This is a genomic window from Streptomyces sp. NPDC052079, from assembly GCF_040680275.1.
Lineage (GTDB): Bacteria > Actinomycetota > Actinomycetes > Streptomycetales > Streptomycetaceae > Streptomyces.
Genome location: NZ_JBFAWL010000001.1, coordinates 627,101 through 647,353, shown reverse-complemented (window position 1 = coordinate 647,353; position 20,253 = coordinate 627,101). Strand labels below are relative to the sequence as shown.

Annotated in this window: 11 protein-coding genes; 3 read left to right on the top strand and 8 right to left on the bottom strand. The window is 72.7% G+C overall.

Annotated elements, in window-relative coordinates:
- Nucleotides 1–9 precede the first annotated feature (9 nt).
- The 3 genes from AB0L56_RS03125 to AB0L56_RS03115 all read right to left on the bottom strand — a co-directional run bounded on the left by AB0L56_RS03125 (nucleotide 10) and on the right by AB0L56_RS03115 (nucleotide 7,579).
- Nucleotides 10–3,510 carry an ATP-dependent DNA helicase gene (locus AB0L56_RS03125; RefSeq protein WP_365418298.1) on the bottom strand — a complete coding sequence of 1,167 codons (3,501 nt, stop codon included), beginning with the start codon at nucleotides 3,508–3,510 and terminating at the stop codon, nucleotides 10–12.
- Between the two features lie 101 nt (nucleotides 3,511–3,611).
- A complete protein-coding gene (locus AB0L56_RS03120) occupies nucleotides 3,612–6,935 on the bottom strand; it encodes an ATP-dependent DNA helicase (protein ID WP_365418295.1) in 3,324 nt (1,107 codons plus the stop codon).
- Nucleotides 6,936–7,192: 257 nt separating this feature from the next.
- A complete protein-coding gene (locus AB0L56_RS03115) occupies nucleotides 7,193–7,579 on the bottom strand; it encodes an MGMT family protein (protein WP_361029200.1) in 387 nt (128 codons plus the stop codon).
- 185 nt (nucleotides 7,580–7,764) lie between these two features.
- Here AB0L56_RS03115 and AB0L56_RS03110 point away from each other — a divergent pair, with 185 nt between their 5' ends.
- The 3 genes from AB0L56_RS03110 (at nucleotide 7,765) to AB0L56_RS03100 (ending at nucleotide 13,817) form a co-directional block, all read left to right on the top strand.
- The gene (locus AB0L56_RS03110) at nucleotides 7,765–10,461 is read left to right on the top strand and encodes a lysylphosphatidylglycerol synthase transmembrane domain-containing protein (protein ID WP_365418851.1); all 2,697 of its coding nucleotides are present in this window, start codon (nucleotides 7,765–7,767) and stop codon (nucleotides 10,459–10,461) included.
- Nucleotides 10,462–10,549: 88 nt separating this feature from the next.
- A complete protein-coding gene (locus tag AB0L56_RS03105; protein WP_365418292.1) occupies nucleotides 10,550–12,124 on the top strand; it encodes an alpha/beta hydrolase in 1,575 nt (524 codons plus the stop codon).
- Between the two features lie 175 nt (nucleotides 12,125–12,299).
- Nucleotides 12,300–13,817, top strand: a complete 1,518-nt coding sequence (locus tag AB0L56_RS03100; protein ID WP_365418289.1) for an alpha/beta hydrolase — start codon at nucleotides 12,300–12,302, stop codon at nucleotides 13,815–13,817.
- A 71-nt stretch (nucleotides 13,818–13,888) separates the two neighbouring features.
- Here AB0L56_RS03100 and moeZ read toward each other — a convergent pair whose 3' ends face one another.
- The 5 genes from moeZ to AB0L56_RS03075 all read right to left on the bottom strand — a co-directional run bounded on the left by moeZ (nucleotide 13,889) and on the right by AB0L56_RS03075 (nucleotide 20,113).
- Nucleotides 13,889–15,067 carry an adenylyltransferase/sulfurtransferase MoeZ gene (moeZ, locus tag AB0L56_RS03095; protein ID WP_365418286.1) on the bottom strand — a complete coding sequence of 393 codons (1,179 nt, stop codon included), beginning with the start codon at nucleotides 15,065–15,067 and terminating at the stop codon, nucleotides 13,889–13,891.
- Nucleotides 15,068–15,130: 63 nt separating this feature from the next.
- Nucleotides 15,131–15,868: a spherulation-specific family 4 protein gene (locus AB0L56_RS03090; RefSeq protein ID WP_361029212.1), complete on the bottom strand. Its 738-nt coding sequence runs from the start codon at nucleotides 15,866–15,868 to the stop codon at nucleotides 15,131–15,133.
- Nucleotides 15,856–16,899, bottom strand: coding sequence for an NAD-dependent epimerase/dehydratase (locus AB0L56_RS03085; protein WP_361029215.1), 1,044 nt, complete (start codon nucleotides 16,897–16,899; stop codon nucleotides 15,856–15,858). Before AB0L56_RS03085 ends, AB0L56_RS03090 begins: the two co-directional genes overlap by 13 nt.
- Nucleotides 16,900–17,354: 455 nt before the next feature.
- The gene (locus AB0L56_RS03080; protein ID WP_365418282.1) at nucleotides 17,355–18,470 is read right to left on the bottom strand and encodes a hypothetical protein; all 1,116 of its coding nucleotides are present in this window, start codon (nucleotides 18,468–18,470) and stop codon (nucleotides 17,355–17,357) included.
- Nucleotides 18,467–20,113, bottom strand: a complete 1,647-nt coding sequence (locus AB0L56_RS03075) for a DUF3492 domain-containing protein (RefSeq protein WP_365418279.1) — start codon at nucleotides 20,111–20,113, stop codon at nucleotides 18,467–18,469. The genes AB0L56_RS03080 and AB0L56_RS03075 overlap by 4 nt, the downstream gene beginning before the upstream one ends.
- Nucleotides 20,114–20,253: the final 140 nt, after the last annotated feature.

Below are 20,253 nucleotides of genomic sequence, written 5' to 3'. Positions count from 1 at the left end.
CCGTCGAGCCTAGCGGTCCGCGCCGGTGTCCTCGGAGTGCGGTATCTCACCGGACGGCTCCCCTAGCAGCAGCCGCTCCAGCTCCGCGCGGCCGGGCAGGACGTCGGGGCGGACCACTTCTCCGGTGCGTACGTACAGGAACGCGGCCCTGACGGATTCCAGGGGGACACCCTGTTGTTCGGCCCAGGCGAGCCGGTAGACGGCGAGCTGGAGCGGGTCGGCGGTGCGGCCGCGGCCGGTCTTCCAGTCGACGATCTCGTACGTCGTCCCGTCCGCGTCGTCGTCGGTTCGGTACACGGCGTCGATGCGGCCGCGGACGACACGGCCGGCGATCGTCAGCTGGAAGGGCGCCTCCACGCGGTGGGGCGTCCGACGGGCGTACTCGGTGCGTTCGAAGGCTTCCTTCAGGGCGTGCAGGTCACGCTCGTCCTCGATCTCGGCGTCGCTGCCGGGCAGCTCCTCGGGGTCGAGCATGGGCAGCGTGAGGGCCTCGAAGCGTGCCTCGACCCAGGCGTGGAAGCGGGTGCCGCGGCGTGCCGCGGGCTGCGGGGGGCGGGGCATGGGGCGGGCCAGCTCCTGGGCGAAGCCGTCCGGGTCCTCGGCGAGGCGGAGCAGCTCGGAGGCGGTCAGCGAGGCGGGCAGCCGGACCTCGGTGACGCTCGCGCGGGTGCGCAGCAGCTCGCCGGCGAGGGCGTCGAGGTCGCGGTCCCAGGAGGCGACGGTGCGGGCCTCCTCGGGGGTGAGGCGGGGCACGGCGCCGGGCTGTCGCGGCGGGCGGGCGCGGTCCGCCTCGCGGGGGCGTTCGCCGGCCTCGGGGGCCGTCGCCTGGTGTGGGACGGTGGGACGGTCGGCGGTCCAGGACTCCCAGTCGCCCGGGTCGTCGCCGGCGAAGGGGTCGTCCTCGGTGTCGTCCTCGGGAAGGAGCTCCTCGTCGTCGGGCGGCGGCCAGTCCGGATCGTCGTAGGTGTCCGGGTCGTGTACGGCGGTGGCCGGGCCGTCCGGGTGGGCGGCGAGGGCGTTGAGGTGGGCGAGGACGGTTTCGGCGGCCGCGCGGCGACGGGCGAGGGCGGCGTCGTCCAGGGGCAGGGGCCACACCTGGTCGTCGGTGGCCCCGTGCAGCGCGGGGTTCTCCTCGTCCTCGGCGGGCTCGTCCGCCCACGCCTCGATCTCGCCGTGTCCGGCGGCGCAGTGCTCGTAGAGGGCCTGGAGGAAGGCGGAAGGACCGCGTGGCCGCTTCTGGCTGGGTCCCCACCAGTGTCCGGAACCGAGCAGCAGGGAGCGGGGGCGGGTGAAGGTGACGTAGCCGAGGCGGAGCTCCTCGGTGTGCTGGTGTTCCTTCATGGCCTCGTGGAAGGCCTTGAGGCCCCGGGCGTCCCAGGACACGATGTCGGGCAGGGTGTCGGCGTCACCGCGCAGCGCGTGCGGCAGCACCTTGCCCTGGGCGGTCCACTTCTCGCGGCCCTGGGTGCTGGGGAAGGTGCCGGTGACCAGTCCGGGGACGGCGACGACGTCCCATTCGAGTCCCTTGGACTTGTGCGCGGTGAGCACCTTGACGGTGTTCTCGCCGCCGGGCAGGGCGTTGTCCAGGCCCTTCTCGTACTGGGCGGCGGTGCGCAGGAAGCCGAGGAAGGCGAGCAGGGTGGCCTCGTTGTCGCCGGCGGCGAAGGAGGCGGCGATGTCGAGGAAGTTGGACAGGGTCTCCCGCCGGCGGGCGGCCAGGGCGTGCGGGGAGGCGGACAGTTCGACCTCCAGGCCGGTGACGGCGAGGACGCGGTGCAGGACGTCCATGAGGGGGTCGGCCAGGGAGCGGCGCAGGTCGCGCAGTTCGGTGGCCAGGCGCGCGAAGCGCACGCGCGCCTCGGGTGAGATGGGCAGACCGTCGTCGTCGCCGCGGCCGTCGAGCGGTGTCTCCAGGAAGGTGTCGAGGGCGTCGGCGAGCGAGATCACCTCGGCCGGGTCGACGCCCTCCACGGCTTCGGCGAGCCGCCGGTCGGGGTCGTCGTCGCCCTCCACACGCGCGTGGGAGACGAGCCGTCGTGCGCGGCGGCCCAGCAGGGCGAGGTCGCGGGGACCGATGCGCCAGCGCGGGCCGGTGAGCAGGCGGACGAGGGAGGCGTTGGCTCCCGGGTCCTGGAGGACTTCGCAGACGGCGACGAGGTCGGCGACCTCGGGGAGGTGCAGCAGTCCGGACAGGCCGACGACCTCGACGGGGACGTCCCGTGCCACCAGGGCGGCCTGGATCCCGGCGAAGTCGCCGGCCGTGCGGCACAGTACGGCGATCTCGCCGGGCGCCTTGCCGGTGCGGACCAGGTGTGCGACGGAGTCGGCGATCCAGTCGATCTCCTCCGCGTGGGTGGGCAGCAGGGCGCAGCGGACGGTGCCGTCGCGTTCGGCGCCCGGGGCCGGACGGAGGGCCTCGACGCCCGCATGCATGGCGCGCAGGGGTTCGGCGAGGCCGTTGGCGAGGTCCAGCAGGCGGCCGCCGCTGCGGCGGTTCTCGCTCAGCGACTGGCGGGTGGCGGGGCGGCGGTCGGCGTGGTCGAAGTGGTCGGGGAAGTCGTCGAGGTTGGCGACGGAGGCGCCGCGCCAGCCGTAGATCGCCTGGCAGGGGTCGCCGACGGCGGTGACCGGGTGGCCGGTGCCGCCGCCGAACAGTCCGGCGAGCATGACCCGCTGGGCGACGGAGGTGTCCTGGTACTCGTCGAGGAGGACCACGCGGAACTCGTCGCGCAGGGCGCGACCCACCTCGGGGAGGGCGGCGAGCCGGGCGGACAGGGCGATCTGGTCGCCGAAGTCGAGCAGGTCGCGCTCGCGTTTGGCGGCTCGGTAGCGCAGCACCAGTTCGGCGAGTTCACGCCGCGCGGCGGCCGCTTCGGGGACCTTGCGCAGGTCGGCGTTGGTGAGCTTGGTGTTCTCCAGGGTGCGCAGCAGTTGGGCGTCGTGGGCGCGCAGGTCCTCGGGCCGTACGAGGTGCTCGGAGAGCTCCGCGTCGAGGGTGAGCAGGTCGCCGACCAGGTCGGGGAAGGAGCGGGTGAGTGCCGGGTAGGGGCCGGGGGCCTCACGCAGGACGCGTGCGGCGAGCTGGTAGCGGGTGGCGTCGGCGAGCAGGCGGGAGGCCGGTTCCAGCCCGATGCGCAGTCCGTGGTCGGTCAGCAGACGGCCCGCGAAGGCGTGGTACGTGGAGATCACGGGCTCGCCCGGCGGGTTGTCCGGGTCGATGACGTCGGGGTCGGTGACGCCCGCCTTGATCAGCGCCTTGCGTACGCGTTCGGCGAGCTCGCCGGCGGCCTTGTTGGTGAAGGTGAGGCCGAGGACCTGTTCGGGGGCGACCTGTCCGGTGCCGACCAGCCACACCACGCGGGCCGCCATCACCGTGGTCTTGCCCGATCCGGCTCCGGCCACGATCACCTGCGGGGCGGGCGGCGCGGTGATGCAGGCCGTCTGCTCCGGGGTGAACGGGATGCCGAGGAGCTCCTTGAGCTGATCGGGATCGGTGATACGGGCGGGCACACGCAGAATCTAGCGGCGGGCACTGACAGCGATGTGCGCCGAACCGTGACGGAAGGGGACGAACCGCAGGCCGAAGTGGGTGGTGCGATGCGTCACGCCGGTCACTCGACGACGTGCCCGCCTTCGGGCCGGGCACTGCACGAGGAGCGGAAAGCGCAGTGGGTGCAGTGCTGGCCCGCCGTGGGGGTGAACCGTTCGTCGAGGACCTTGCCGGCGGCCGTGGCCAGCAGGTCACCGATCCACTCCCCCTCCAGCGGCTCCTGCGCCTGCACCTTGGGCAGGGTCTCCCCGCCGTCCCGTTGGGCGGCCCCCTGGCGCAGCTGGACGAGCTCGGCACCGCCCGGTCCGGGGCGCACTCCGTCGAAGACCCCGTCGACGGCGCCCTCGCGGACGGCGAGCTGGTAGACGGCGAGCTGGGGGTGGCGCTCCACCTCCTTGGCGCTGGGCGCCTGTTTGCCGGTCTTGAAGTCGACGACGTACGCGCGTCCCTCGCCGTCGGCTTCGATGCGGTCCATCTGGCCGCGGATGCGCACCTCGTAGTCGCCCGCCCCGAGGGTGACGTCGAAGTCGTGCTCGCTGGCCACCGGGGTGCGTCCCGTGCGGTCCATGACGTGCCACTCGAGGAAGCGTTCGAGCGCCACGCGGGCGTTCTCCTTCTCCTGCGCCGACTTCCACGGCGCGTCGAAGGCGAGCGCGTTCCACACCGAGTCGAGGCGCTCCATGAGGACGGCGAGATCGGCCGGTGTGTGCCCGGAGGCCACCTCGTCGGCCAGGACGTGCACCACGTTGCCGAAGCCCTGGGCGGCGGTCGCGGGCGCGTCGGCCTTCACCTCGCGGCCGAGGAACCACTGCAGGGCGCAGGTGTTGGCGAGCTGGTCGAGGGCGCTGCCTGAGAGCACGACGGGCTGGTCGCGGCTGCGCAGCGGCACCTTGCTCTCGGTCGGTTCGAACATGCCCCACCAGCGGTAGGGGTGCGCGGACGGGACCAGCGGGCGGCCGTCCTCGTCGGCGAGCGCGGCGAGCCGGGCCAGCCGCCGGGCGGCGGCCCCCCGCAGGGTGTCCGAGACCCGGGGGTCGACCGTCGTGGCACGCAGTTCGGCGACGAGCGCGGCGACGGACAGGGGGCGGCGGGGGCGGCCGGTGACGTCCTTCGGCTCGACGCCGAGTTCGGTCAGGAAGCGGGAGGGCTGGTCGCCGTCGTCGGCGGGTGCCTTCACCGCGGTCACGACGAGGCGTTCCCGGGCGCGCGTGGCGGCGACGTAGAACAGGCGGCGTTCCTCGGCGAGCAGTGCTCCGGGAGTGAGGGGCTCGGCGAGTCCGTCGCGGCCGATGCGGTCGGCCTCCAGCAGGGAGCCGCGGCGGCGCAGATCCGGCCAGAGTCCCTCCTGGACTCCGGCCACGACGACCAGGCGCCACTCCAGGCCCTTGGAGCGGTGCGCGGTCATCAGGCGTACGGCGCCGGGGCGGGCGTCGGTGCGCCGCGTGAGGGTGTCGGCGGCGATGTCCTCGGCGTCGATCTGCTCGAGGAAGTTCAGCGCGCCCCGGCCGCCGGTGCGCTCCTCCGCGCGGGCGGCAGTGGCGAACAGCGCGCACACGGCGTCGAGGTCCCGGTCGGCATTGCGGCCGGCCGCGCCGCCGCGCCGGGCAGACCGCTCCAGGCGCTGGGGCCACGGCGTGCCGTCCCACAGGTCCCACAGGGCCTCTTCGGCCGTACCGCCGTCCGCCAGGCGTGCGCGGGCCCGGCGCAGCAGGGAGCCGAGCCTCTGGGCGCCCCGTGCGTAGACGCGGTCGTGCGCGGCGAGCCGCTCCGGTTCGGCGAGCGCACGCGCGAGCAACTCGTCGGAGGGAGGTGGCAGCGCGTTCCCCGCGGCCCGCTCCTCCTCGCGCAGGGCCCGGCCGAGGCGCCGCAGGTCGGCGGCGTCCATGCCGGCGAGGGGGGAGGTGAGCAGGGTCAGGGCCGTCTCGGTGTCGAGCCAGCACGCCTCGGTGGCCGCGTCGGGCGCGGTTTCCGTGCCGGTGCCTTCCCGCTCCCGCGCCTCCGCCGTGGCCACCGCGCGCAGGGCCGTCAGCAAGGGGGCCACCGCGGGCTCGTGGCGCAGGGGGAGGTCGTCGCCGTCGACGTCCACGGGGACGCCCGCTGAGGTGAGCGCGCGGCGGAGGGTGGGGAGGGTGCGGGAGCCGGCGCGCACCAGGACGGCCATCTCGCTCCAGGGGACGCCGTCCTCCAGGTGCGCCCTGCGCAGGATGTCGGCGACGTTGTCCAACTCCGTGCCGGCCGTCGGGTAGGTGTACACCTCGACCCGGCCGCCGTGTCGCGCCGGCCTGAGCTCCCGGTGGGCGCGGACCTTCTCGGCCGGGAGCCGGGGCAGCGGCATGCGCCTGGTGACCCGCCGGGTGGCCTCCAGCAGGGCGGCGCCGGAGCGCCGGGAGGTGCGCAGCACCTCGACCGGGGCGGGACGGCCGTCCGCGCGGGGGAAGGCGTGAGGGAACTCCAGGATGCCGCCCACGTCCGCGCCCCGGAAGGCGTAGATCGACTGGTCGGGGTCGCCGAAGGCGACGAGGGTGCGTCCGCCCGCAAGGGCACGCAGCAGCCGCACCTGGGCGGGGTCGGTGTCCTGGTACTCGTCGACGTAGACGGCGTCGTACCGCGCGGCGAGCTGCCCGGCGATCTCGGGGCGGCGGGCGAGGAGCACCGCGCGGTGGACCAGTTCCGCGTAGTCGAGCACGCCCTGCAGGTCGAGGACGTCGAGGTACTCGGCGAGGAAGGCGGAGGCGGCGCGCCAGTCGGGGCGCCCGATGCGGCGGGCGAAGGCGTCCAGGGCAGCAGGGCCGAGGCCCAGTTCCCGGCTGCGGGCGAGCACCGCGCGGACCTCGTCGGCGAAGCCGCGCGTGGTCAGGCAGGCACGCAGTTCGTCCGGCCAGCGCACATGGGCGAGTCCGAGCCGCTCGAGGTCCGCCTGGCCGGCGAGCAGCTCACGGACGGTGACGTCCTGCTCGGGGCCGGACAGCAGTCGCAGGGGTTCCACGAAGAGGCCGCTGTCCTGGTGGGCGCGGATCAGGGCGTAGCAGAACGAGTGGAAGGTGGTGGCCTGCGGGGCGTGTGCGGTCCCGATGCGCAGCGCCATGCGGTCACGCAGTTCGACGGCCGCCTTGCGGCTGAACGTCAGCACGAGGATGCGCTCGGGGTCCTCGCCACGGGCGATCCGCGCGGCCACGGACTCGACGAGGGTGGTGGTCTTGCCGGTGCCCGGACCTGCGAGAACGAGCAGCGGGCCGGTGGTGTGCTCAACCACGGAGCGCTGTGCGGCGTCCAGATCAGGGGGATTCACGCGAGCCGGCGGGGTACGCACCAGTCGATAAGCGCCACGGTTCCCCCGCCGCACCGCAGGGTGCGACAGGCCGCTGGTGGAGGAAGAGGAGCTCACGTGGTTCGCCGGTCCTGGTGGTTGTGCTGTGGGGCCGTTCGCCGCGCGTGCGGGGCGGTGGGCAGGGGGTGAAGGAGGCACGCGCAGCCGACGCTACGCCGGGGAAAAGGGCGGAAGCAGGCTTTCCGCTTCTTCCCTCCGGGCGCTTGCGGCGCACATGTCCCTCGCGTCACGAACGTACGTCATGCCACGCCCGTGCCCGTACTCCCCGTGAGGCATCACAGGTCACACGCCGACGGGCACGATGGCGGAAGCTGTCAGGTGTGACCCTCGGTGTGCCCACCGCCGTCCCACCGCGCGCGTCTCATGTCGAGGCGCGGCACATGGCCCTCCGTGGCCCGGCCCGCCTCCCGCAGGGGCGTGCCCTCCGCGCGGTAGTGACCGAGGGCTCTCAGCTCGTGGCCCGGCAGCAGCACACCGTCCGCGCGGACGACGCGCCACCACGGGACCGCGCCCCCGTACAGGGCCATCACGCGCCCGACCTGCCGGGGACCGCCCTCCCCCAGCCACTCGGCCACGTCCCCGTACGTCATGACCCGCCCCGGCGGAATCAGCTCGGCCACCTCGAGGACCTTCTCGGCGTACTCGGGCAGCGCGTCCGGATGGTCCGGGGGACCGTCGGACGGAAGGCTCTCCTGGCTCATCCGGCCCATCCTGCCCCACCCCACCGACAACGCGACGCGTGCGCGCGTGTGCGCACGACTCGCCCCGGGGAGGCCGTTCGGGCAGACTGTGCCGCCCCGCATTTCGACCTGATGCCCCCTTGTGCCGGAACGGCATGCCACCATCGTGCGGGCGGTGACCGGTGATACGAGATCGAGAAGAGATGATGAAGCAGCAGGGTGCGCACCCCGAGGACACGGAGGGCAACCCTGACGCCTCGTCGCGCCCGGACACCGCGGACCGCAGGCCCACGGATCCCGACAACGCGCATATCGACGAGGTGGAGGGCGACGAGCCCCTGCTCCCCGCGCGGGTGCACCGCCCGTCCGATCTCATGCGGCTGCTGGGCGGCGTACTGGCCATCGTGCTGCTGCTGGCGATCGCCGCGTTCGCCCATGGCACCACCTCGGGGCTGGAACAGGACATCACCAAGGGCACCGGACAGGCGCCCGATCTGCTCATCGAGATCGCGGGTCTGGCCTCCAGCATCGCGATCCTCCTGGTGCCGGTGGCCTTCGCCATCGAGCGGCTGATCAAGAGGGACGGACTGCGGATCGCCGACGGTGTGCTCGCCGCCGTCCTGGCGCACGGTGTGACGCTCGCCACCGACCTCTGGGTGGCGCGTGCCGCTCCGGACTCCATCCAGGAGGCGCTCACCCAGCCCTCCCCGGGTGACATCCACGCGCTGACCGACCCGGTGCACGGCTATCTGGCGCCGGTCATCGCCTACATGACGGCCGTCGGCATGTCCCGCCGGCCACGGTGGCGCGCGGTGCTGTGGATCGTGCTGCTGCTCGACGCCTTCTCGATGCTCGTCACCGGGTACACGACACCGTTCTCGATCATCCTCACGGTGCTGATCGGCTGGACCGTCGCCTACGGCACCCTCTACGCGGTGGGTTCGCCCAATGTGCGTCCCACCGGGCGCACCCTGATGGCGGGCCTGCGCACCGTCGGCTTCCGCCCCGTGACGGCCTCCCGCGAGGAGGCCCCGGAGGCCGCCGAGACCGGCGACCGGGGGCGGCGGTACTTCGTCACCCTGGAGGACGGCCCGCCGCTGGACGTCACGGTGGTCGACCGCGAGCAGCAGGCACAGGGGTTCTTCTACCGCGCGTGGCGCAATCTGGCCCTGCGCGGCTTCGCCACCCGCAGCAGTCTGCAGTCACTGCGCCAGGCGCTGGAACAGGAGGCGCTGCTGGCCTACGCGGCCATCGCGGCCGGCGCCAACGCGCCGAAGCTGATCGCGACCTCCGAACTCGGTCCCGACGCGGTGATGCTCGTCTACGAGCACACCGGCGGGCGCACCCTCGACTCGCTGCCGGACGAGGAGATCACCGACGAACTCCTGCGGGACACATGGCACCAGGTACGGGCCCTGCAGTCCCGCCGGATCGCCCACCGCAGACTCGTCGGCGACGCCATCCTGGTGGATCGTTCCGGCACCGTGATCCTCACCGATCTGCGCGGCGGGGAGATCGCGGCCGGCGATCTGCTGCTGCGGATGGACATCTCGCAGCTGCTGGTGACGCTGGGGCTCAGGGTCGGCGCCGAACGCGCGGTGGCCTCCGCGCTGAGCGTCCTCGGGCCCGACACCGTGGCGGGCTGTCTGCCGATGCTCCAGCCCATCGCGCTCAGCCGCTCCACGCGCGGCACGCTGCGGAGGCTGGCCCGTGAACGGGCGGAACGCGAGCGCGAGGCGGTCCTGGAGGCCTCCCGGCAATCGAGGCCCCGCGCGGAGGACGACGCCGACGACACGCACCGCGTGGTGCTCGACAAGGCCGACAAGAAGGCCGTGCGCGCGGAGCAGCGGGCCGAGAAGCGGGCCATCGACGAAGCGCTGGACGAGGCGCGCGAGGAGGATCTGCTCGCCCAGATCCGGCACGAGGTGCTGCGCATCAGGCCGCAGGCCCCGGTCGAGCCGGCCCGGCTGGAACGGGTGCGGCCGCGCACGCTGATCAGTTTCATCGCCGGGGCGATCGGCGCGTACTTCCTGCTCACACAGCTCACCCACATCGAGTTCGGCCCGCTGATCTCCAACGCGGAATGGGGCTGGGTGGCCGCCGCCGTGCTGTTCTCGGCCGGCAGCTACTTCGCGGCGGCCATGGCCCTGCTCGGGTTCGTGCCGGAGCGGGTGCCGTTCGCGCGGACCGTGGCGGCACAGGTCGCCGGGTCGTTCGTGAAGATCGTCGCCCCGGCGGCAGTGGGCGGTGTCGCCCTGAACACGCGGTTCCTCCAGCGCGCGGGAGTGCGGCCGGGGCTCGCGGTGGCGAGCGTCGGCGCGTCCCAGCTCTTCGGGCTCGGCTGCCACATCATCATGCTGCTGGCGTTCGGCTATCTGACCGGTACCGAGAAGACGCCCTCCCTGTCGCCGTCCCGCACGGTCATCGGGGGCCTGCTGACGGTGGCGGTACTGGTGCTCGTGGTGACCTCGGTGCCGTTCCTGAGGAAGTTCGTCGTCACCCGCGTGCGGTCGCTCTTCGCGGGCGTCGTACCGCGCATGCTCGACGTGCTGCAGCGCCCGCAGAAGCTGATCACCGGCATCGGCGGCATGCTGCTGCTGACGGCCTGCTTCGTGATGTGCCTGGACGCCTCGATCCGGGCCTTCGGCGACGACACGACCTCGGTCAGCATCGCCAGTGTCGCCGTCGTCTTCCTCGCCGGCAACGCGCTGGGGTCCGCGGCGCCGACGCCGGGCGGCGTGGGCGCGGTCGAGGCGACCCTGACGGTCGGTCTCATCGCCGTCGGTCTCCCCAAGGAGGTCGCCGCTCCGGCAGTGCTGCTCTTCCGGCTGCTGACGCTGTGGCTGCCGGTGCTGCCGGGGTGGATCGCCTTCAACCACCTCACCCGCAAGGGGGCTCTGTAGGCGGGCAGCCGGGCGCGGCACCCCTGCGCCGTACCTCGTACGGACCGCGTCCCGCGCGTCGGGCCCCGGGCCACCGCAGGATGGAAGCGTGTCCCGACCCTTCGGCCTCCGCCTGCGTGCCGCTGCCCTGACCGCCTGCGCCGTCCTGCTGCCCGCGCTGCTGGCGGGCTGCGTCGAGGACAAGGACCAGGATCGGGACCGGGGCCGGGACCTCACGCGGCAGGAGCTCGACTGGAAGGACTGCCCGGCCCCGTCCGAGGACCAGGGCGGAGGCTCGGCCCCCCCGTCCCCTCTGCCGGGGCCCAGGGGCGAGTGGAGCTGCGCCACCCTGAAGGCGCCGCTGGACTGGGACGACCCCGAGGGCGACACCATCGGCCTCGCACTGATCCGGGCCAGGTCGAGCGGCCCGTCGAGCGAACGCATCGGCTCCCTGATCTTCAACTTCGGCGGTCCCGGCGGCTCCGGCGTCACCACGCTGCCCGCCTTCGGCGAGGAATACGCGACCCTGCGCACCCGCTACGACCTGGTCAGCTTCGATCCCCGCGGAGTCGGCCGCAGCGCACCCGTGAGGTGTCTGGACGACCGGCAGCTCGACGCGTACCTCCAGCAGCAGGACGCCACCCCCGACGACAAGGCCGAGCGCGCGGAACTCCTGAACAGCACCAAGGAGTTCAACGCGGACTGCGAGGAGAACTCCGAACGGATCCTGCCGCATGTGCGGACCACGGACGCCGCCCGGGACCTGAACCTGATGCGTGAGGTCCTCGGCGACGACAGGCTGCACTACTTCGGCATCTCCTACGGCACCGAACTCGGCGGCGTCTACGCCCACCTGTTCCCCGAGAAGGTGGGACGCGCCGTGTTCGACGCGGTCGTCGACCCCACACAGACCCCGGAAGAGGGCTCGCTCGGACAGGCCCGCGGATTCCAGCTCGCACTCGACAACTATGCCGAGGACTGCGTCTCCCGGACCGAGGAGTGCCCCGTCGGCGACAGCGCACAGGACGTGAAGGACCGCATCGCCAAGCTGCTGAAGGATCTCGACAGCAGGCCGATTCCCGGGATCTTCCCGCGGGAGCTGACCCAGACCGCGGCGACCGGCGGGATCCTCCAGGCCCTGTACTCGCAGGAATTCTGGGGGTTCCTCACCGATGGTCTCGAGCAGGCCTACGACGGTGACGGAACGATTCTGATGCTGCTGTCCGACTCGATGAACGGGCGCAGCGAGAACGGCGAGTACAGCAACCTGGTCGAGGCCAATGTCGCCATCAACTGCGCCGACGACAAACCGCGCTACGGCCCCGAGGACGTGGAACGCGAACTGCCCGCCTTCCGGTCCGCGTCCGGGCTCTTCGGCGACTATCTGGCATGGGGGATGACCGACTGCACCGACTGGGCGGTGCCGGGTGCCGCAGACCATCCCCAGGTGAGCGCTCCCGGGGCGGCCCCGATCCTGGTGATCGGCAACACCGGCGACCCGGCCACTCCGTACGAGGGGGCGCGCAGGATGGCGGAGGCCCTCGGTGAGGGAGTCGGGGTGGAGCTGACGTACCGGGGGCAGGGGCACGGTGCCTACACCAGCGGGAACCGGTGCGTGCGGGGGGCGGTGCACGGCTATCTGCTGGACGGCACGGTGCCGGCGGCCGGGACCGTCTGTTCCTGAGCGGAGTCCCGGGTTGTTCGAGTCCCGGGACACGGTGGATACGGCATGGGTTCCGTGGTGTTCGCAGGTCAGAGCGTTATCCACAGGCCGCCCCGGCGGACGGCGAAACTGCCTACCATGGCCTGACCGCCATCCGTGGCACAGCGCGGACGGCCAGCGAGGGGGGAATTGGTACATGACCCGTTTCACACGGTGGACGGCCCTGGCGGTCGCCGCCGCGCTCCTGACGGCGGGCTGCAGCGGCTCCGGCTCGTCGGACGACGACTCCGGGGACAAGGGCAGGAACGGCGACGACGGCAAGGGCGGCGCGACCGCGCTCGACTGGGGGGAATGCAAGGCCTCCGGCGACGCCCCCGCACCGGGCGACGACTGGCAGTGCGCCACACTCCAGGTGCCGCTGGACTGGTCGAAGCCGGAGGGTTCGACAATCGGGCTGGCCCTCATCCGGGCCAAGGCCACAGGGGACGACCGCATCGGCTCCCTGCTGTTCAACTTCGGCGGGCCCGGCGGCTCGGGCGTCGAAATGATGCCGTCCTACGCCTCCACGACCGCCAAGCTCCGCGAGCGGTATGACCTGGTCAGCTGGGATCCGCGCGGGGTGGCCGCCAGCGAGGGCGTCCGCTGCCGCGACGACAAGAGCATCCAGACCGCCGAGTCGTCGGTGGACGGCACCCCGGACACTCCGGCCGAGGAGCAGGCGTTCCTGCGCGACGCGGCCGACTTCGGCAAGGGCTGCCGGAAGAGCGCGGGGGAGCTGATGGCCCATGTCTCGACCACCGACACCGCTCGTGACATGGACCGCATCCGGCAGGCCCTCGGCGACGACCGGCTGAACTACTTCGGCATCTCCTACGGCACCGAACTCGGCGGTGTCTACGCCCACCTGTTCCCCAAGAAGGTGGGCCGGATGACGCTCGACGCGGTGGTCGATCCCACCGCCGACACCGTGGGGCACGCGAAGAACCAGGCGCGAGGCTTCCAGACGGCCCTCAGCAACTATCTGAAGTCCGCCGGCGGTGACCCCGAGCAGGGATCACGGGAGATCGCGGAACTGCTGGAGCGGATCGACTCCGAGCCGCTGCCGACGTCGTCCTCCGGGCGTGAGCTGACGCAGTCGCTGGCGCTGACCGGCATCGTCCTGCCGCTGTACAGCAAGACCAGCTGGCCGGTGCTGACCAGCGCGCTGGATGCAGCGGAAGAAGGGGACGGCTCGGAGCTGCTGGCCCTGGCCGACGGATACAACGAACGTGACGCCTCGGGACGCTACGGCACCACGACCCACTCACAGCGGGTCATATCGTGCCTGGACGACAAGCAGCGGCCGACGGTCGAGGAGACGAAAAAGCTGCTGCCCGAGTTCGAGGGGATCTCGCCGGTGTTCGGCGCCTTCCTCGGCTGGGACACCGCCGGCTGGTGCCACGACTGGCCCGTTCCCGGCCAGTTCGACACCCCGGAGGTGAGCGCGCCCGGCGCGGCACCGGTCCTGGTCGTGGGCAACACCGGCGACCCGGCCACACCGTACGAGGGCGCCCGGAAGATGGCGGACGAGCTGGGCGAGGACGTCGGAGTGGTGCTCACCTGGAAGGGCGAGGGCCATGGTGCGTACGGCAGCGGCAGCGAGTGCGTCGACTCCACGGTGAACGCGTATCTGCTGGACGGCACGGTGCCGAAGGACGGCAAAGTCTGCTCATGACGACGGCGGGGGCTCCGCGCACTCATGGTGCCCGGAGCCCCCGGCTCGGTTCGGCGCTGTGGCGCGGCCGGTCAGTAGACCGGCTTGTCCGGCTCGATCTGGTTGACCCAGCCGATGACGCCGCCGCCCAGGTGGACGGCGTCGGCGAAGCCTGCGGACTTCAGGACCGCGAGGACTTCCGCGCTGCGGACACCCGTCTTGCAGTTCAAGACGATCTTCTTGTCCTGCGGCAGGCTCTCCAGGGCGTTGCCCATGAGGAACTCGTTCTTGGGGATCAGGCGGGCGCCCGGGATGGAGACGATCTCGAACTCGTTCGGCTCGCGGACGTCGATGAGCTCGATGCTCTCGCCGTCGTCGATCCACTCCTTGAGCTGCTTCGGAGTGATCGTGGAGTCGGCCGCCGCCGCCTGGGCCTCCTCGGACACGACGCCACAGAAGGCCTCGTAGTCGATGAGCTCCGTGACGGTCGGGTTCTCGCCGCAGATCGCGCAGTCGGGGTCCTTGCGGACCTTGACCTGGCGGTACTGCATCTCCAGGGCGTCGTAGATCATCAGACGGCCGACGAGGGGCTCACCGATGCCGGCGAGCAGCTTGATGGCCTCGTTGGCCTGGATGGAGCCGATGGACGCGCACAGCACGCCGAGGACGCCGCCCTCGGCGCAGGACGGAACCATGCCCGGGGGCGGGGGCTCCGGGTAGAGGCAGCGGTAGCAGGGGCCGTGCTCGGACCAGAAGACGGAGGCCTGGCCGTCGAAACGGTAGATCGAGCCCCACACGTACGGCTTGTTCAGCAGCACGCAGGCGTCGTTGACCAGGTAGCGGGTCGCGAAGTTGTCCGTGCCGTCGACGATCAGGTCGTACTGGCTGAAGAGGTCCATCACGTTGTCGGCTTCGAGCCGCTCCTCGTGAAGGATCACGTTCACGTACGGGTTGATGCCCTTGATCGTGTCCCGCGCGGACTCGGCCTTGGGACGGCCGATGTCGGACTGGCTGTGGATGATCTGGCGCTGCAGGTTCGACTCGTCGACCTCGTCGAACTCCACGATGCCGAGCGTGCCCACGCCCGCGGCGGCCATGTACATCAGCCCCGGCGAACCCAGTCCGCCGGCGCCCACGAAGAGCACCTTGCTGTTCTTCAGCCGCTTCTGCCCGTCCATCCCCACATCGGGGATGATCAGGTGGCGGGAGTACCTGCGGACCTCGTCTACGGTGAGCTCGGGGGCCGGCTCGACCAGGGGTGGCAGCGACACGGGGACTCCGTTGGTCGGTCAATCACTACAGTTGTTCTTCGCTTAACACTGCCATGGCCTTTTTCATTCCGAGACACCCGTCCCGATGCGCGAGACGATGTCGTCCCAGTAGCCGGGCATCGACTCCCAGGGGTTGGTGGGGTGGGCATCTGTGAAGTAGATCGTTGCCGCTCCCTGCCAGCGGGCGATGCGTAACGCCTCGTCGAGATGCGGCCGCGGTACTCCGTACACGAAGTGGCAGAAGCGTTCGGGCGGGTGGTCGGCGGTCCACTCGGCCACCTGCGACCAGCGGTAGTCGCTCCACGCACCGGAGAAGGTGACCAGTTGGTCGCCGTGCTCGGCGTAGCCGGGGTACGGGTGGGTGCCGTGGCCGAGGACGATGTGCGCGTTGTCATGGATCACCCGGAGCGTGGCCACGGTGCGCCGCACCTCGGGGAGCGCGGCGCGGTCTCCGGGGCAGCGGTCCAGGAGGAAGCCGTCGACCTTGTACCAGTCGAGGAAGCGGTGTGCGTCCGAGATCAGCTCGCCGAAGGTACGGAGGCCGTGGGCGGTGTCGAGGTGGCCGAGCACGCGGACACCGGCGTTGCGCAGGCGGCCGGCCGCTTCCAGGCAGTGCGGGTCGGGTTGCACACCGGGGCCGTCGGCCACGTTGAGCACCACCCAGTGAAGGGGGGTGCCCGGGCAGGCGAGTCTGCTCCACTCGGTGGGGGCGAGGAGGGGGTGCGCGAAGCCGGGGATACCGAAGCCGGTGCGGACATCCGTGCTCGCGGTGCCTGGCTTTGTGCTGGTCAGATACGGCATGCCGCCTCCATCCAGATGTCGGCCAGGGACTCCTCGAGGTTGATGCGGGGGCGCCAGCCGAGGCGGTCGCGGGCGGTGCGTACGTCTGCCTGTTGCCAGGTGCCGCAGCCGTCGGGGTACGGGAAGGCGGCCGGGCCGGTGCCTGCCGTGGCGGCTGCGGTGGTCGCGGCGGTGTGGTGGTGGTCGGAGTCCGGGCGGGGGTGGCCGATGGAGGGCCTCAGGTGGGGGGTGTGGGTGGCATGGGTCAGGTGGGTGGGGGGGTGGTGCATGCCGGGGAGCGTGTCGAGTTCGTTCAGCGCGCCGCCGTAGCCGGCCACCCGGGCGAGGATTCCGGCGGCGTCGCGGAGGCGGACGGCGCGGCCCGAGCCGATGTTGATGACGCCCTGGGCGGCGGAGAGCGAGGCGGCGTGGACGGCGCGGGCGACGTCGCGAACGTCGACGAAGTCCCGCTGTGCGCCGAGGCCGCCGAGCTTCAGCTCGCCGTCGCCGGACTGCATGGCGCGGCGCATGGCCTCGGCGAGGCGGCCGAGGGGGGAGCCGGCGGGGGTGCCGGGGCCCACGGGTGAGAAGACCCGGAGGACCACGGCGTCCAGTCCGGAGCCGAGGACCAGTTCGGTGGCGGCGAGCTTGCTGACGCCGTACGGGCCGCCGGGGCGGGGGACGGCGTCCTCCGCCGTGGAGGAGCCGGGCTGGCTGGGGCCGTACTCCGAGCCGCAGCCGATCTGTACGAGCCTTGCGCCGCAGCCGCTGCGGCGGAGGGCCTCGCAGACGGTGGCCACGGCGACGGTGTTGTGGCGGGTCAGTTCGCGCGCGCCGCCTCTGGTGGCGCCGGCGCAGTTGACGATCACGCCGGGGTGGACGGCGTCGAGGAAGCGGGTGAGGGCGCCGGGGCTGCCGGTGGCGAGGTCGAAGCGGACGTCGGCGTCGTCGCCGCGGCCGAGGGCGGTGAGCTGGACGGCGGGGTCGGCGAGGAGGCGGTCGGCCACGAAGCGGCCGATGTAGCCGTTGGCTCCGATCAGCAGGACTCTCATCGGTCGGCTCCTTGGGTCATGTGAGGTTCTCCTTCGTGCGGGTGGTGGTCGTATGCCTGCTGCGCAGCGTCCGTGGGGTGGGGTGCGCGTAGCGCCTACGGGGGGTGGGTGGTGCGGGGGCGGGGCGGGGGTGTCCGTCCTCGGACTGGCGCGATGGGGCTTGTTGGTGGGGGTACGGGTCGCGGACGCGCCAGCCACTGCGGGCGAACACCCCCACCCCACCCCCTCCCCGCCGCAGGCGGCATCCTGCTGCCGCGATCCGCGGGCAGTCGTGCCTCCCCCAGTGCCTTAAGGGCCTGGGAGGTGCCCCCAGGGCGATGGGGGTCCCCCCGCTCGAGCGAAGTCGAGAGTGGGGGAGGGTGGGCGCGACGGCACCCCGTCGGCGCCGGGCTGCGCAGACACCCCCCGGCCCACACCAACGCCGGGCGCCTTCCGGGGTGCAGCGCGTTGCCCCCTCACCGCGGTTGCTCCGCAGGGCGGTGCGCCGAGGCACGGGTGAGTGTGCGGCAGGCGTGGATCAGGAGGACAAGCGCCGCCGCACCGCAGGTGAGGGTGGGGACGGCCGCAGGGCCCCACGCCATGGTCAGCGTGTCCACCGGTGTCGACAGCCCCCCAAGACCCGGCAGGCGGGCCGCGAAAACCGTCGCCAGAGCCGTCGCCTGGGCAATCGCCGTGACCGAGAGCACCACCCTCGGCGCATGGGTGAAGCCGTGCACCATGAGGAGGCGGGCCAGGAACAACAGGGCGCCCAGCGCGAGCGCCCCGGGGAGCGCGAGGGGCTCGTCGAGGACCGTGGACACCATGCCGAGCAGGGCCGCCAGCGCACCCAGGAACAGGGCGAACGCGCCAAGGAGCGCGGGCCGTGCCGACGCGGAGAAGTCCTCCAGGCCCCGGCTGGATGCCAGCCTGCGGCGGGCGTGGGCGGTGAAGAGGCCGGCTGCCCAGGCCGCGGGTGCGTAGGCCAGGGCCAGGGCCAGGGCCGGGGCGGCGGCGAGGGGCCAGTGTCCGTGGTCCGTGCCGTCGGGCAGCCCGTCGGGGCCACCGGTGATCGCCGCGTGCAGCAGGCCGTCGCCCAGGAGGGCGTAGCCGATCAGCCAGCAGGTCCAGGTCGCCGTGGCCGGGCGGTGCCGGTGGCGGGGCGTGCTCAGCGGGCCTCGGCGTAGTGCCGCCCGGAGGGCGAGGGTGACGGCGAGGATGCCGACGGCCGCCGCGAAGAGGCGGTTCTCGCCGTGGGTCCGGTGCAGCGCGAGCACCGCTGCCGCGCACAGGACGCCCGGGAGAAGGGGGAGGAGGAGCGTGGGGGTGCTGATGCGCCCGTTCTCCGTGCGGGGTGGGGTGGGGGGTGGGGGGTCGTCGTCGCGGGGGACCCGGGCATAGAGCTCTTCGGCGAGGCTGAAGACGTCGCGGTGGCGGAAGCGCGCGGCCGTCCGGTCGGTGATGCCGTGGGCTTCCAGGCCCGCCGCGATCTCCAAGGGGTCCACCGCCCGGACACACAGGTCGTTGTGGCGGTGCAGGAGTGCCTTGACGGGGTCGGCCGCGCCCGTGCGGTTCCGTTCGTCCAGGTCGGTCATCGGGTCGTCTCCGTTGCTACCGGGGTGTCCATGGCCCACGTGGGAACGGCGCGGCGCTCGGTCCAGTGGCCGGGGAGGTGTGCCTCGGCGGGGGCGGCGAAGGGCAGGGGTGCGCCGGTGTCGTCGAGGAGCGGGCGGCGGACCGGGGTGCGCGCGACGGCCTCCAGGTAGAGGCCGTGGAACGCCGAGATGTTCTGGTCGACGGTGAACAGCTCGAGCGCGCGGGCGCGTGCGGCGGCTCCGAGGCGGGTGCGGCGCTCGGGGTCGCGCAACAGGGAGACGCACGCCTCGGCGAGCGCCCGCGGATTGCGCGGTGGTACGACGAGACCGGTGCCGCCGATGGCCTCCACGACGGCGCCGACATCCGTGGAGACGGTCGCGCGCCCGCAGAACATCGCCTCGATCAGCCCCACGGGGAACCCCTCGACGACGCTGGACATCACCGTCACGGCCGCGCCGGCGTAGGCGTCGGCGGAGGTCCGCAGGCCGGGGCCGCCGAGTTCCTCGAAGGACACCGGGTTGTCGCCGACGGCGTGCGGGCCGTCGGCCTCGTCCGGGAAGAGGTGGGCGGCGAGCGCCTTGCAGTGGCCGAGGTAGGCGGCACCCTCAGGGCCCGCCGGGCCGCCGATGATCCGCAGGCGGATCTTCGGCTCTTTCGTGCGGATCTCCGCGAAGGCGTGCAGCAGCGAGACCAGGTCCTTGGCAGGCTCCACTCGGCCGGCCCAGACGAGGGTGTGCGGGTCGGCGCTCTGCGGGGACTCCCCCACCTCGGCGAAGGGCGTGGCGTCCATGCCCGGGTACACGGTGCGCAGCTTCGCCCGGTCGGCGCCGCAGCGTTCCTGCCAGCGGCGGGCGTGGGTGTTGCCCGGTGTGATGAACGCGGCACGGCGGTAGGTCTCGGCGGCGAGCCTGCGGTGGAAGGCGGCGAGCAGGGAGCGGACCGCGGGCGAGGAGTCCGGGCGGGTCAGGTAGTGCGTCCGCAGGCGTACGCCGTACTCGGTGACGAGAAGCGGGACACCGAAGAAGTGGTGGGCGAGCAGGCCCGGCAGGGCCGTCACTCCGCCCGCGGTGGCGTGGCACAGGTCCACCGCGCCCAGCCCGTCCTTCTCGTACCAGTCGAGCGAGAGGGGGCGCAGGGCGCGTTCCACGTGGGCGGCGACGGCCAGCAGATCGGGGACGCGCGCCTCGCGCGCGGTGCGCCGGGCGCCGGGCGCACGGCAGGCGCGCTCCAGGGCGCGTACGGCCGTCTCGGAGCGGAGTGCGGCCACCAGGCCCCCCTGGTCGCGGGCGAGTCCGGCGAGGCCGAGCAGCGCGGTGGCGAAACGGTCCGCCTCGGTGGTGGAGGCGTCCGGAGGGGCGCAGAGGGCGGCGGCCAGTTCCCCGTAGTGCTCCGAGAAGAGCCGGCGGGCGCGACGGCCGTGCACCACCCCGTCGTCCTCGGCCGTCCACAGCGGCGCGGTCCGCACCCTGGCGACCTGCGGCGGCAGCGGCACCCAGCCCGCGTCCTCCTGGGCTTCGTCGCTGCTGAACGCGTAGACGTCGAACTCGTCTCCGTCGAGTCCGCGCACCAGGCGGTCGCACCAGAGCCCGCCCTCACCGCCCAGATACGGATAACCACCCTCCGTAAGCAGTCCGATGCGCACGTGTGCACCCCCGATCTCCCGTATGGGGAGCCGCCGTTGGCCCGGCGGCTCGCAGCGGGACGAAGGTATGCGGAACTGGTGGTGGGGGGGGGGGGGGGGGGGGGGGGCGGCGCCCCAAAAGGTGTGCGGGGGGGGGCGTT

Bases quoted from the DNA above. Each gene is read 5' to 3' on its own strand.
- AB0L56_RS03115 (WP_361029200.1), bottom strand. From the start codon at position 7,579: ATGAGCCAGGAGAGCCTTCCGTCCGACGGTCCCCCGGACCATCCGGAC.
- AB0L56_RS03110 (WP_365418851.1), top strand. From the start codon at position 7,765: ATGAAGCAGCAGGGTGCGCACCCCGAGGACACGGAGGGCAACCCTGAC.
- AB0L56_RS03100 (WP_365418289.1), top strand. From the start codon at position 12,300: ATGACCCGTTTCACACGGTGGACGGCCCTGGCGGTCGCCGCCGCGCTC.
- AB0L56_RS03090 (WP_361029212.1), bottom strand. From the start codon at position 15,868: ATGCCGTATCTGACCAGCACAAAGCCAGGCACCGCGAGCACGGATGTC.
- AB0L56_RS03085 (WP_361029215.1), bottom strand. From the start codon at position 16,899: ATGAGAGTCCTGCTGATCGGAGCCAACGGCTACATCGGCCGCTTCGTG.
- AB0L56_RS03080 (WP_365418282.1), bottom strand. From the start codon at position 18,470: ATGACCGACCTGGACGAACGGAACCGCACGGGCGCGGCCGACCCCGTC.